This is a genomic window from Paracerasibacillus soli (assembly GCF_042432965.1).
GTDB classification, from domain to species: domain Bacteria; phylum Bacillota; class Bacilli; order Bacillales; family Amphibacillaceae; genus Paracerasibacillus; species Paracerasibacillus soli.
Map to the genome: position 1 here is coordinate 55,901 of NZ_JBHLWL010000013.1, position 13,268 is coordinate 69,168.

The following is a 13,268-nucleotide window of genomic DNA, read 5'->3' on the forward strand; positions in this document are numbered from 1 at the left end:
TCACTTTATCATGTATGGATATCCCCATACGAATGTAAACCCGTTACATATTATAGTATGAGTAAGGTTTTTGTTTTGACGTTAGGCAGTCATTTCGTTAATCTAAAAATAGTAGAAGTTGGGAGGAAGAAATATGGATGCGATATTACAAGCAACTGTACAACAAAAATTAGAAAACTTTATAAATAAAGATGTATATGTTCATTTGGAAACAACAAATGGTGCATACGCAAGTCATTTTAATCGTGCCCACAATGTAGGCGTCATGATTCGTAATGCGAATGTTCGTTTTTCACAAGCAAAAATTGTGGAAGAAAACAATACCTTTCGCGTAGGATTAAAAATGGATATTGGTTGGATTTATGCAGAGGGATTGACAGACTGGGAAATATTTGAGGGAACAAAACTATTATTAGCTGGGCATGATCAGGATGGACGTTTAATGGTAGCATTACAAATTAGTGAGACACCGTTTAATTATTAAAGAATAAATTAAACAGATAATAGAAAGATTGGTGATAAATATGGAGAAGCATGTTGTCGTTATTTTTCCACATCCAGATGATGAATCGTTTGGCGCTGCGGGAACGATTGCGAAGTTTAGAGAAGAAGGAGTACGTGTAACCTATTTATGTGGCACATTAGGTGAAATGGGAAGAAATATGGGGAATCCGATTATTGCAAATCGGGAATCAGTACCTGAGATACGTAAAAAGGAACTGATCAATGCGTGTAAAGTGCTTGATATCGAATTAAAATTATTAGGCTACCGCGATAAAATGCTAGAATTTGAGGATCGAAAAGAGGTTGCATCTCATCTAAAAGAGGAGTTGGAACAATTACATCCAACATTGGTTATTACCCATTATCCTGGCTATGCCGTTCATCCGGATCATAATGCTCTTGGAGCAGCAACGATTGAGGCAGTCGGTATGATGGAAGAGCAAGTTCGTCCTGAAGTATGGGCCCAAGCTATCTCTGACAATAGTTTCGCAATGCTAGGCGAACCACAAATAAAAGTTGATATTGCAAATTACTTTGATAAAAAAATGGCTGCTATTTTAGCACACGAGACGCAGGCAAAAGGTATACTTGGAAACTTTAAAGAACATTCAACAATCGCCAAAGATTTAAGTGAAGCAGCACAGGAAAGACTAGGAAAAGAAGAATTTTACGTGTGGGATTTCTAAAAGTAGTATGTGATTAGCAAATGAAAATCTCTTTTACGTATTTATTGAAGGAGGCTAAAGATGAAACGATTATATCGTTCAACTAAAGACCGTTATGTGGCAGGGGTGTTAGGAGGATTAGGAATTTATTTAAAGGTTGATCCAAACATATTGCGCTTACTATTTGTTATAGGGCTTGTATTTACTGCCTTTTTTGGATTAGCGCTCGTGTATCTAGCTGCCGCACTCCTAATACCAAGTGAAGGAGGATCGCATATATGATAAAGCGAGGGATTTTATCACTCGTATTAAACGCAGCTGCTTTACTCATTGTTGCCCAGTTAATGGATTCATTTCATTTAGATGGGTTTGGTACAGCGTTATTAGCTAGTATTATTTTAACGATATTAAATATGATAGTAAAACCGATATTAGTTATTTTAACTTTACCAATTACGATTTTAAGTTTGGGATTTTTTCTATTTGTAATCAATGCGATAACACTCATGATCGCACAAAGCTTAATAGGTCCATCCTTTGTTATTGATGGTTTTGGCGCAGCTCTACTTGCTGCAATTGTGCTTTCCATTTTAAATGTGATTTTAAATAAGTTAATTAAAGATACACTTACGACGTAGGAGCATATGCTACGTCTTTTATTTTGACTATTTTTCAAAGTTGTTGAACTGCTTTTTCTAGCATTTACGAGTAATTTGCATATATCGGAGAGTGTTTAACTGGCTATCTTAATAAGGGAACAACCGCTAGTAAAAGGTCAATACGTTCGACTAACAATTAGAAGAGGGGTACAAACCCACCTACTAATTTAAATTTCACCATATACCTTTAGGTCAATGCTTATCCATCGATGTGGTTTTATACATATGATAAATAGAAGGAGAGGAGGTTTACAATCAGAGTGAGAAGGCGTCGTAATCGTTGTGTATTTCCAGGATATCGATGGTGTGGTGCCCGTTGTAGTGGTCCAGGTACTCCCATAAATGAGGTAGATGCATGTTGTATGCAGCATGATTTATGCTTACAAAGAGGTGAAAACCGGTGCCGATGTGATAAAATGTTCATGAATTGTTTGCAGCCAAAAATACGTGGGCCATATCTCGAAAATCGTCATGCGGCATTGATGTATCAAGTATTCAGAATAAAAACAAGATATCGTTGTCGTTAGTAGGATAAACATAGTTGAAAAATAATAACATGAGACAGTAAGTCTTAAAAAACTTTAGACCAATCCCCAAAAAATAGTGAACTAGCCTATCCAATGATGGACTACAACACATACCCTATAGAGAAACAGATTATCATCACAATATTTGTTGGAAAAGGAGCATGTGTAAAGATGTATTATGAACAGTATGTTCCAATGTATAGAAGTGGCGGTCCAAATACACGCAGACCAGGTAGACCTCGTCCTGGATATGGTGGTGGAATTGGTCCACTTGCTGCAGGATTATTGGGAGCAGGCCTAGGTTTTTTTGGAGGAGAGTTACTCCACCACGGTCCCGGATTTGGTCCTGGATTTGGCCCTGGATACGGTCCCGGATTTGGCGCGGGATACGGCCCGGGTTATGGACCTGGTTATCAATCTGGACCTCCAGGTATGATGGGGGGATATCCGGGATATATGGGAGCACCAGGCTATCCGAGTTATGGCCCGGGCTTTTATTAAAAAGAAGAAAGGACAGCAGGTGCCTAGCCATGCTGTCCTTTCCTCTTTAACGTACTTCCGAAAGAAGTCTCCCACTTCAAGCGACCCGTAAGGGTGGTAAGTGGTGGGAGTAGTTCACTTAGATACTATCGCATGTTGCTATAAGACGGCCACTTCTTTACAGTCTCATAGATTTAAACTCTAGCTTTTTTTAACACTTCAATATCAGTTACAGTGAAGTTGTTTTTTTCTAAATCAGCTGAGATTTTATTTGCTAAAGCTTCATTTACTTCTTCTGGTAATACTATACAGACGCGTCTTACATATTGTGAATTATTATTTAAAGAAATAACACTTTGCACATTACAATATTTATTAACAACCCTTAGCATTTTCGTTAAAGCACCGGCATATTCAATAGTCCCAATTGTTAAGGAGTAGCTACCATTATGCACACCCCAAGCATTTTCAAGCACTTGCAACACGTTTCCATTTGTTAAAATACCGAGAAATTCTCTATCCTCACCAACAACAGCTAAGTACGGTAATTCACGAATTGATGAAAAAACCTTGAAAAAGGGATCCATTTCTTTAATATAGCCATCATGATTTTTAATGAGATCTGACAATGAGCCACTTAAGGCGTGATCTAACTCATGTTCAAGTAAATGAACTTTATAAACATTACCTACAAACTTTTCTCCACTAGCATCTAGTACAGGTATGCATCTATAACCAGATTTGTCGAGTGTTTGTAATACTTCTTCCAAGCTTTCATCTTCCTTAACGAATACGACTTGGTCTTTATTGACATAATCATTTTTGACTAACATGAAAATCCCTCCACAACATATATTATTTTATTATATATGTTCATTGTCCTATATATTCACTAAGAATGCTAGTCATACTCATGACAAATTACGCACGCAAATAGGAGAAGACGACTACATATCATAAAAATATGATGCTATTACACATAATTTTATAGTAATGGTTTGGTCAAACAAAAGTTATCGATATTGCCTAGTCCCTTTGTACTATAGACATGTAGGCGCTAATTGCGATAATCTTAGAATAATCACTTAATTAGAGGAGGCCTTTATGTTAGACCCTAGATTTGGCAGCCCTAAAACTTTTGGGCAAATTTTAGATCATACATTTAGTTTGAGTAAGGCAAAGTTTAAAGATTTCTTCCTTATGATGTTAATTTTCTTAGGACCAGTTTATTTATTGCAAGCAATTATAGAGATGGCAATGGGAGTACAATTTGTGAGGGAATTTAGCTCAATGGGGGGATTGTTTGAATCCTTCCTTTATGATTACGAAGATACAGCTTTTACAGCAACGGATATTGCAACAGTTATCGCCAGTATGATGAGTATCTTTACGGCCCCACTAGCATTTGCTTCCATCTTAATAGCTATCAATCATATGAGAGTAGGAGAGGAGTACCAGTTAAGTGCTGTAGTGAAACAAGCAATTTCAAGGTATGGCGGTCTGCTCGGAAGTACGATTTTATTTCTGATAATGGTAATGACGATACTGTTCACTACAGTTTTCATTGTCAGTATATTTACGGTAACTTTAAGTCTAGCAAATCTAATTACGGGTATTCTAATTGGAATTCTGCTATTTATTGGGTTATTTATAGGGGCGGGTTTATTATTTACAAGATGGGGTTTTTATTTTAGTACCGTTGTTTTTCGAGAAGGAATGCCCGGCTTTACTAGAAGTTGGCGGCTTACAAAAGGCAGAACTTGGACTTTATTTGGTATTTATTTCGTGTTTATGATTATTATTAGCACGATTAATTTTGCATTAGGTTCGACATTTGGCGTGCTATTGGGGAATAGCGTTTTATATTCTATGATTCAAAATGTAGTTTACCTCGTTACATTGACGCTGTTTACAGTAGGCTATGCAGTGATGTTTTTTGATTTAAAAATTCGCCATGATGCGGATGATCTCAAGGAAATGATTGATCAGTATGATGAGTAAAAGAGGATGACGTACTTAAACAAGAAGTTGGTGATCATATATGTTTGATACAGAAGATGCTCGAAAACAATTGGATGAAATTTTACGTTCATCTGAGTATCGTGTCTACGATGTACAACGTATAAATCCACTTACAAAGTTGTGGAATGACTTTAAAGAATGGCTATATGAGAAGGTCGTGGAATTATTTCCGTCTGCCGCAACAAACGAAAAGATGGCGAAAGTTATGATAACGAGTATTTTATTGCTTGTTGGAGTATTATTAGTAATTTGTATTTTTTTATTGATTCGTTATGTAAAGCGAAAGCAACAATTTCGTGATCATATTCCATTTGTTGAGGGGAAGGAAAAAGATTGGACGTTTGCTACACATATATCGGAAGCGCAAAAGCAAGAAACCGCTGGAGACTTTTCACAGGCAAGTCGTCATTTGTTTTTAGCTTTATTACTTTATTCTCATAAACAGGGATGGTTGGAAAAAGGATTATGGAAAACGAACGGGGAATATTATTTAGAATTGCGTACGGTTAATAAAAATTTAGCAGATGAATTTTACCAGCTAGCACGTATATTTGATGAAATCACATATGGAGAAAGGCCGATTAATAAAGAGGAATATAAGGCATATGAAAAACGTATTTTGCCACTATTAAATGTCGGGGGAAATAAGGAGGTTGAATAAGCTTGAAGCAAAAATGGACTAGAAATAGCTGGTTATGGCTTGTAGTTGTACTTGGATTATTTTTTATCGCAAGTTACTTTTTTCAGCCATACCAACAGAAGGACTATCCTGCGTATTTAACAACTTCTCCCTCGCCAACTGGTGTGAAGGCATTTTATACATATTTAGAACGAGAATTAGCTACTGTAAAACGTTGGAATCGCTCCCCAAGTAAGCTGTCTGATCAAGCAAATAATGAAGTACTTGTCATGATTGAACCATCTGTTATGGCAACAGAAGATCAAATAGATGCTTATGTAGATTTTATGTGGCATGGTAATACGATTATGTTGTTTCAGCGAAATCCTGATGAATTATTTGGACTAACAACGGAATCTATACTTTATAACGGGGAAAAAACAATCTATGATAAAAATGGTGATACGTATGAGGCAGAAGTATCGTATCGTTATCGACTTGTACCAAATATAGATGATGAGATTCTCATTTATGATAACTCGGGACCAATCGCACTGAAGCGTAGTTTTGGAAAAGGTGAGTTAATTGTATCACTTTTTCCAGATTGGGTAACAAATGACAATATATTAAAGGAAGATCACATTCCACTCCTATTAGGTCTCATGAATGAAACACCTGGAAAGACAGTTTATTTTGATGAGTATTCTCATCGTGAAAATATAACAGAACAGTCATATGAGGTTTATCCACTTTCTTTTTTACTTGTATTGTTTCAGGGTGCTATTTTGACTATTTTATGGTTATGGTATCAAGGGAAAAGATTTGGCCCAATTTATGTTGTAAGAAAAGAAACGGTGAGATTTGGAGACGAAGGAATTCGGGCCATATCAGCATGGTATTTACGAGGAAAGCGTTACGCCGATTCACTTGTCATTCAAGCAGATTATGTAAAAGTGCTCCTTCAGGAACAGTGGTATATTCCATATCAAGCAAAGTGGACAGATATATCTGATCAGTTAGCTAAAAGATGGACGACAATGAGTAAACGAGATATTGATCGTTTTCTCGTAGGGATATCAACAGTTTTACAAAAAGGTCGTCTCAATAAACAAGAATATTTGCTTTGGTCTAAAAGAATAGATCGATTACGAATAGAGGTGGAAGAAAATGAATGAAAAAATACATCAATTGTTAGCCCGTTATGAAAAACATATTATAGGACAAACGACAAATTTACGCTTATTATTATGTGCAATTTTGTCAGGAGGGCATGTCTTATTAGAAGGTGTACCTGGTACGGGGAAAACGAAAACGGTTAGAACGCTTGCTGATTTATTGGGAGGAACTTTTCAACGTATCCAATTTACACCAGACTTATTACCAAGTGATATAACAGGAAGTATGATTTATAACATGAAAAGCGGTACTTTTGAAACATTAAAAGGCCCTGTTTTTACGAATATACTTTTAGCAGATGAAATCAACCGAACACCTGCCAAAACACAGGCAGCTTTACTTGAGGCAATGGAGGAGAAACAAGTGACAATCCAAGGCAAAACATATCCTTTGCCAACAGTGTTTTTTGTTGTCGCAACGCAAAATCCACTGGAATTTGAAGGTACATATCCGTTACCAGAAGCACAGCAGGATCGGTTTCTATTTAAACTTATCATTGATTTTCCATCCTTTGAAGAAGAAAAAAGGGTGTTGGAACAGATGATTACGCACGCTTCAATCGCAAAGGAAATGGCTGCTGTCTTCAGTATGGAAACATTTACAACAATCAAAGCAGAAATTGAACAAGTAAAAGTAAGTGACGAGATTTTGGCATACATTTTACAAATTGTTCGCAGTACACGGGAGTCTGAAACAATTCGTTTTGGGGCAAGCACAAGAGCTGGAATAGCAATCGGAAAAACAGCGCAAGTATGGGCGTATATGGAGGGAAGGGACTATGTGATACCAGATGATGTGAAAATTGTCGTCAAGCCATCACTACGCCATCGCATACAATTATCTCCACACGTAGAATTGGAGGGAGGTACCATTGACCAAGCCATTGAAGAATTGGTGGGGACGACTCCTGTTCCAAGATAGCGGGATTGTACCATCTAAACGGTTATTAATAGGATATGCTATATTTTCTATCTGTCTTATTGTACTTGGTAGAGTGACAGATATTGCCTGGAGTTTTATATTTTTATTGAACATGAGTGTAATTCTAGCTAGTTTCATTGATTTATTTTTCATACCACGTAAACGTATGATAGGGATGAAACGGGTATTACCAGAGGAGTTAGAAAGAGGTATCAACTACAAAGTTAATATTGAATTGTCAAATCACTCGGAACATGATTTGTTTTATACGATTGTCGATGGCTTACCAGCTTCATTTGAACGCCCATTTCCAGTGAGTGGTACATGTAAGATGCATGCTGCGACTACTATAACTTATGAAACAAGCGCATCTAAGAGAGGAAAATATGTGATTAAGAAATTATATGTTCGCTATACAAGTACTTTAGGCTTATGGCAGAAGCAAATGACAATCGATGATATGCATACCGTACGGGTTATTCCAGATTTATCGGAGACAAAACATTATTTACAAGATATGCAACGTTATTTACTTCATGAAGGTACGGTAATCCGTAAATTTCAATCGGGTGCGGGTGAATTCGCACAAATCCGTAATTATGTTGTAGGGGATGACCCGCGCATGATTAATTGGCGACAGACAGCTAAACTTCGTGAGGTGATGACGAATGAGTATGAACCAGAGCATGGGAAGTATATGACACTTTTACTAGATTGTGGGCGAATGATGGGTGCAGAGTTGGAGGAAGTAAATCGCTTAGAAAAAACATTAGAAGCTGTAATTACCGTTGCTGCTGCCGCACTTGAAAAGGGCGATTATGTCTCGGTAATTGCTTTTTCAAAAGAGGTTCAAGTATTTGTACCAGCTGGAAAAGGGATGGCTCATTTACAAACGATTTTACAAGCGGTTTATAATGTTAAAGCAGAACCTGTTGAAGCGAATTACGCACATGCTCTATCTTATGTAGAGCTCCATCAAAAAAAGCGTAGTTTGCTACTCTTATTTAGTGATATACGCACATTTTTGTATGAAGAAAGTGCATTACATTATTTGCAACGTATACGTCAAAGGCATGTATTCTTTATGATTGGTATAGAAGATTCGGTTATAAAGGACACGATTCGTAAATTTCCATTTGGTGAACGTGAAGCAATGCACAAAAGTATTGCCCAACAACAAATGCTGTTTAAAAAACGTGAAATGGCTAAGTGGGAGAAGCAAGGTCTGCTCATGATTGAAGCTAAGAAGGAAAATCTTGCAGCAACTGCGATTTCAATTTATTTTGATTTTGTGAATCGGAATGTAATTTAGATAGGTTGGGTGCAGTTCTTCATGTTGGATGGAAATGCAATTGTTCGTGACGGAACAAGCACTTGAATTAAAAAGAACTCCTCGTAAGGTACTGCACGCCAAAAATTGATCTCTTACGATAAATTTTTGGGGAATACCAGGGAGAGGGGTTCTTTTAAAGATGTATCGTATCCGTCTTGCTCCATACCATTTTTCCAATGCCTACATACAGGATAAGTCCAAATAATGTAAGAAGTGCAACAGCATATTTCATTTCTAGTGAGATAGCAGCGGGTGTAATAAAACCTTCAATGATTCCAGCGATAACAAACAATGGTATCGTCCCGAGTATAAGTTGAATGGAGCGGGTAGCTTGGATTTTCAACTGATAGCCTCGAGAATAATTACCCGGAACTAAAAGTTTATAACCCATTAACAACCCTGCACCACCAGCGATAAAAATGGCGGTTAGTTCAATGATACCGTGTGGAACGATATATGCCCAGAATACATAGGTTTTACTATAATGCCAGAAAAAGGCAGCTAGTCCTCCAACCATAATACCATTGATCATAAGTACATAGACCGTTAAGATGCCAAAAGTAATCCCGCCTGCAAAAGCTAAAAATGCAACTTGGATATTATTTGTCATGATGCTTGCAGACATGAATGAGCCGTCTATCGTCCCAGGATTTGAATTAAGTCGTTCGGGATTAATTTCTGCTGTGATTTCACTTGGTAAAATAGCATAAATATGATCTGGATTACTTAAAACAGCTAAAAAGCTTCCAGCCGCACCGAGCAAGAATAATCCCATTGCAATGATAACAGCTTTATACTGGTCCCATAATAGCTGAATAAATGTAACAGTAAAGAATTGTTTGATTTGCTTGCCGCTAGATACTTGGTCTTTATACAGCATATTATGTGCTTTGGCAACGAGTGTATTTAAATAAACTGTCATCTCTTCTTGTGGAAAATAAGTTTGTGCATATGATAGGTTTTGGGCTGTCTTTTGATAAAGTCGATAAAAGCGATCAATATCTTGACTTGTCACTTGGTGCTTTCGTGTATGTAGATGTTGTATGGCAGCATCTAGTTGTTGCCAATTATCTTTATGTTGTTTGATAAACTGTTTAATATTCATAAAAAACCTCTTTCTCATGCACATTTTAATAAATATTGTAACTTCATTATAGTAGTAAATTGGGAAAATTGAAACTAACAATTATAAAATTTACTAAACATAGAGGGGAAGGATGAAAATGGAGAAAGAACAGGTTGGCGTAAAGACACCTGAATTTATTTCTTTGCAATTTCAATTAGCAGGTTTAGGTAGCAGAGCGGCTGCATTTATTATAGATCAGCTTATTTTATCTGCTGTTAACTTATTGCTAGCCATAATTTTTATTATTTTAATATTTAGTGAATCATATTGGCTTTATATATTTGATTTGAATTCATTTATTTTTGCTATGATGATTATTGCAATTTTTGTTATACAGTGGGGATACTTTATTCTTTATGAATATTTTTCGGGTGGTAGAACAGTTGGAAAAAATATAATGGGGATACGCGTTATCCAGGAAAATGGACATAGTATTACTTTTCTTTCTAGTTTTATTCGTAATTTATTGCGGATTATAGATTCCCTTCCAATTAGTTATTTACTCGGGATATTCATGATATTTCTCCATCCGAAACATAAGCGTTTAGGTGATCTTGTGGCTGGAACGATTGTTGTACATGAACAGAAGACGAAACAAAAGAATAAAATGACACTACTTGAAAAGGAAATCATGCAACGTGAGGCATCTATAGAAAACTACCCTGTAGAAGACTGGGCATTAAATGTTATTTCACAAAAAGATTGGCAATTGCTTCAAACATATAGTCAACGCTTTCTTAGTTTATCGGTTGGTGAGCGGGAATCTTTCACTAACCAAGTAGCGAATATCTTGTATCCTAAGATAGGGTGGGATTTGACTGGAAAAACAAACTATGATTTGGAAAATGGCCTTTTAGCCTTATATGACCGATTAAGAGAAGATTGGGAGTATGAGTTGTAGCTTTTACAATAGGATTGTATGCACCGTCCATATTTCTATGTATCTTTATTGATTTTGAAAGCTGAACCGTACTGTGAACTGAATTTTATATGTTAATGCGTATGGTATCTGCCTATATGAAATTGCTTTTGTTGTATACGTTCCATTTATGTAAACCTTTCTAACTATTATGGGTGATTGTTAGAAAGGTTTTATTTTTCCGTGGATTTTTAGACATACGTGACAGAATAGGGCTTCATTCCCCTAGTTCTATATTTTTCCATTTAGGATGAAGATAATTCTATTGCAAATAGGTATTTTTTCCTATAAATTGGGTATATGGAACTAGAAAATCATGAGAGTGTTTAAGTTTACATATTGCAAACATTCCTCCTACTAAGTGAATGCATACTCTTATTCATCATGATATTTTTATATATTCTTCTAACATGGCGGAAACGCACTCATTTTTAATAGTACATCTTAGATTAAACAATCCGCTATAAATAGTGGATGAGACGGAAGGAATGAGTAATTTGAAAAAAACAATTTCAGGACACATTGGCATCATTGTCGTAATTGTACTAGCAATATCTATGTTCATCACGTCACTATCAAATTTTTGGGTTAGTTATCAAAAGACGTATGAGGCTGCGGGTATTGAGGCAGTTGGCTGTGCCAATATAACGACGGGTTTATTGGATCCAGCAGATATTGAAAAAGCACTACAAGGAGATAATGAAATAAAAAAGAGTTTACAAGAAAGTATTAACTGGACGGTTGATCATAAACATATATTTGCCGATCAATACATATTAACATTGGATGGGGAAATTTTAACACTCGATCAAAACTTGGAGAAACAAGGATTTTCCATTGGAGACGATTTTTACCTTGATCAACAACTAGTTCAAACAATTCTAGATACAAAACAACCCCAGTATTCCGAAATATATACTTATGGCGGAATGAAACGTGTTACTGGTTATGCTCCTATTTTCAAAGACCATGATCCTTCGAAGGAAATTATTGCCTTAAGTGCGATTGACTTTGATGCGAAAATTGTAAGTGAACGGACATGGGACGCTGTTAAAGATAGCTTCTTGCTTGGATTAATCCCAATAACACTAGCTGCATGTATTACAATCTGGTTGATTAGAAGAAAAACAAAGCCGATTACACTATTAATTGATTATGCAAAAAACATTGCAGATGGTCATTTAAATATGAAGGATATTTCAATCAAAAATAAAGACGAACTTGGTCAATTGGCAGAAACACTAAACCATATGGCCCAGCAGTTACGAGATATTATTCAGCAGGTGAAGATAAATGCAGAACATGTGGCGAAGTCTTCTGAGGGACTAACTAAAAATGCCCAACAAACAAATGGAGCTACACAACAGATTGCTGCTACGATGCAACAACTAGAAACGGGTATTTCGAAGCAAACAAGTAATATTGAGAGTACCAATCAAATTGCCATTTCTATGGCTAGTGGTGCACATACCATTGCCGATAATGCAGGACATGTTTCGATTGCTTCCGTTGATGCATCTAAACAAGCTTTAGAAGGCACAAAGATAATTGAAAACACAGTAGAAAAAATGAATACGATTATGAAAGATATGAATGGATTAGAAAATGTCATTGCTGGTTTAGATGATAGATCAAATGAAATTGACCATATTATTAGTATTATTACGGAAATTGCCGATCAGACAAACTTATTAGCATTAAATGCTGCAATCGAAGCGGCACGTGCGGGAGAGGACGGACGTGGATTTGCAGTCGTTGCAGATGAAGTAAGAAGATTGGCGGAACAATCCGGAACATCCGCCCAACAAATTTCTAGTATTATTAGTACGATTAAAGAGGAAACAACGAAGGCTGTACAATTGATGGATATAACAAAAAATGGAGTAGAAAAGGGGATTTCTGCTGTGCATGTAGCAGGGGATTCATTTGAACAAATTAATCGTTCTGTAAATGACGTTTCCAAGCAAATTCAAGATGTATCGTCAGCTGTTCAAGAAATGGCTGCTGGTACGGAACAATTGGAAGGAGCGATGCAGCATATTACAGATGCAGCAGAAGCAGTGTCTGAAGGGACGAAAGAAATCGCTAGTTCTACGGAGCAAAAATTGCAATCTGTAGAAGGTATTACTTCATCCATCAACAAGCTAACAGAAATGACGCATGAATCGAAAGAAGTAATAGGAAAGTTTAAATTGTAGAAAAAAGGGGTCTAGAAAAAAGTAAAATGTACCCTATAAGAAAGACACTTAAAAAAAGGTCTCTCTTATAGGGTACTTTCATTTATAATGAAATAAAATATATGATTGATGGAGCGGAA

Annotated in this window: 14 protein-coding genes; 12 read left to right on the top strand and 2 right to left on the bottom strand. The window is 36.4% G+C overall.

Annotated features, from left to right (window positions below; translation table 11 throughout):
• The first annotated feature begins 133 nt into the window (after positions 1-133).
• From ACFFIS_RS04035 to ACFFIS_RS04055, 5 genes are all read left to right on the top strand, one after another.
• Positions 134-484, top strand: coding sequence for a YojF family protein (locus tag ACFFIS_RS04035; protein ID WP_320379604.1), 351 nt, complete (start codon positions 134-136; stop codon positions 482-484).
• Positions 485-524: 40 nt separating this feature from the next.
• Positions 525-1,190: a bacillithiol biosynthesis deacetylase BshB2 gene (gene bshB2, locus ACFFIS_RS04040; RefSeq protein WP_320379603.1), complete on the top strand. Its 666-nt coding sequence runs from the start codon at positions 525-527 to the stop codon at positions 1,188-1,190.
• 60 nt (positions 1,191-1,250) lie between these two features.
• Entirely contained in the window at positions 1,251-1,451 is a 201-nt protein-coding gene (locus ACFFIS_RS04045; RefSeq protein WP_320379602.1) for a PspC domain-containing protein, read from the top strand.
• Positions 1,448-1,807, top strand: a complete 360-nt coding sequence (locus ACFFIS_RS04050; RefSeq protein ID WP_320379601.1) for a phage holin family protein — start codon at positions 1,448-1,450, stop codon at positions 1,805-1,807. The genes ACFFIS_RS04045 and ACFFIS_RS04050 overlap by 4 nt, the downstream gene beginning before the upstream one ends.
• Positions 1,808-2,526: 719 nt before the next feature.
• The gene (locus ACFFIS_RS04055; RefSeq protein ID WP_390186259.1) at positions 2,527-2,856 is read left to right on the top strand and encodes a hypothetical protein; all 330 of its coding nucleotides are present in this window, start codon (positions 2,527-2,529) and stop codon (positions 2,854-2,856) included.
• 173 nt (positions 2,857-3,029) lie between these two features.
• On the opposite strand, the gene cbpA is transcribed toward ACFFIS_RS04055, so the two are convergent.
• Entirely contained in the window at positions 3,030-3,668 is a 639-nt protein-coding gene (cbpA, locus tag ACFFIS_RS04060) for a cyclic di-AMP binding protein CbpA (RefSeq protein WP_390186261.1), read from the bottom strand.
• 271 nt (positions 3,669-3,939) lie between these two features.
• Here cbpA and ACFFIS_RS04065 point away from each other — a divergent pair, with 271 nt between their 5' ends.
• The 5 genes from ACFFIS_RS04065 to ACFFIS_RS04085 are packed head-to-tail and all read left to right on the top strand — an operon-like array spanning position 3,940 to position 8,885.
• Positions 3,940-4,836: a hypothetical protein gene (locus ACFFIS_RS04065; RefSeq protein ID WP_320379597.1), complete on the top strand. Its 897-nt coding sequence runs from the start codon at positions 3,940-3,942 to the stop codon at positions 4,834-4,836.
• A 40-nt stretch (positions 4,837-4,876) separates the two neighbouring features.
• On the top strand, positions 4,877-5,518 hold the full coding sequence (locus tag ACFFIS_RS04070; protein ID WP_320379596.1) for a DUF4129 domain-containing protein: 642 nt from the start codon (positions 4,877-4,879) through the stop codon (positions 5,516-5,518).
• Positions 5,519-5,520: 2 nt separating this feature from the next.
• A complete protein-coding gene (locus tag ACFFIS_RS04075) occupies positions 5,521-6,651 on the top strand; it encodes a DUF4350 domain-containing protein (protein WP_390186262.1) in 1,131 nt (376 codons plus the stop codon).
• Positions 6,644-7,573, top strand: a complete 930-nt coding sequence (locus ACFFIS_RS04080) for an AAA family ATPase (RefSeq protein WP_390186264.1) — start codon at positions 6,644-6,646, stop codon at positions 7,571-7,573. Before ACFFIS_RS04075 ends, ACFFIS_RS04080 begins: the two co-directional genes overlap by 8 nt.
• Positions 7,524-8,885 carry a DUF58 domain-containing protein gene (locus tag ACFFIS_RS04085; protein ID WP_390186265.1) on the top strand — a complete coding sequence of 454 codons (1,362 nt, stop codon included), beginning with the start codon at positions 7,524-7,526 and terminating at the stop codon, positions 8,883-8,885. Before ACFFIS_RS04080 ends, ACFFIS_RS04085 begins: the two co-directional genes overlap by 50 nt.
• Positions 8,886-9,039: 154 nt before the next feature.
• Here ACFFIS_RS04085 and ACFFIS_RS04090 read toward each other — a convergent pair whose 3' ends face one another.
• On the bottom strand, positions 9,040-10,011 hold the full coding sequence (locus ACFFIS_RS04090; protein WP_390186266.1) for a stage II sporulation protein M: 972 nt from the start codon (positions 10,009-10,011) through the stop codon (positions 9,040-9,042).
• Between the two features lie 118 nt (positions 10,012-10,129).
• On the opposite strand from ACFFIS_RS04090, the gene ACFFIS_RS04095 reads away from it, so the two are divergent.
• Positions 10,130-10,933, top strand: a complete 804-nt coding sequence (locus tag ACFFIS_RS04095; protein ID WP_390186267.1) for an RDD family protein — start codon at positions 10,130-10,132, stop codon at positions 10,931-10,933.
• A 506-nt stretch (positions 10,934-11,439) separates the two neighbouring features.
• A complete protein-coding gene (locus ACFFIS_RS04100; protein ID WP_390186268.1) occupies positions 11,440-13,149 on the top strand; it encodes a methyl-accepting chemotaxis protein in 1,710 nt (569 codons plus the stop codon).
• Positions 13,150-13,268 lie beyond the last annotated feature (119 nt).

Coding starts and splice junctions, on each gene's coding strand:
- ACFFIS_RS04035 (WP_320379604.1), top strand. CDS start 134: ATGGATGCGATATTACAAGCAACTGTACAACAAAAATTAGAAAACTTT.
- bshB2 (WP_320379603.1), top strand. CDS start 525: ATGGAGAAGCATGTTGTCGTTATTTTTCCACATCCAGATGATGAATCG.
- ACFFIS_RS04045 (WP_320379602.1), top strand. CDS start 1,251: ATGAAACGATTATATCGTTCAACTAAAGACCGTTATGTGGCAGGGGTG.
- ACFFIS_RS04050 (WP_320379601.1), top strand. CDS start 1,448: ATGATAAAGCGAGGGATTTTATCACTCGTATTAAACGCAGCTGCTTTA.
- ACFFIS_RS04055 (WP_390186259.1), top strand. CDS start 2,527: ATGTATTATGAACAGTATGTTCCAATGTATAGAAGTGGCGGTCCAAAT.
- cbpA (WP_390186261.1), bottom strand. CDS start 3,668: ATGTTAGTCAAAAATGATTATGTCAATAAAGACCAAGTCGTATTCGTT.
- ACFFIS_RS04065 (WP_320379597.1), top strand. CDS start 3,940: ATGTTAGACCCTAGATTTGGCAGCCCTAAAACTTTTGGGCAAATTTTA.
- ACFFIS_RS04070 (WP_320379596.1), top strand. CDS start 4,877: ATGTTTGATACAGAAGATGCTCGAAAACAATTGGATGAAATTTTACGT.
- ACFFIS_RS04080 (WP_390186264.1), top strand. CDS start 6,644: ATGAATGAAAAAATACATCAATTGTTAGCCCGTTATGAAAAACATATT.
- ACFFIS_RS04090 (WP_390186266.1), bottom strand. CDS start 10,011: ATGAATATTAAACAGTTTATCAAACAACATAAAGATAATTGGCAACAA.
- ACFFIS_RS04095 (WP_390186267.1), top strand. CDS start 10,130: ATGGAGAAAGAACAGGTTGGCGTAAAGACACCTGAATTTATTTCTTTG.
- ACFFIS_RS04100 (WP_390186268.1), top strand. CDS start 11,440: ATGAGTAATTTGAAAAAAACAATTTCAGGACACATTGGCATCATTGTC.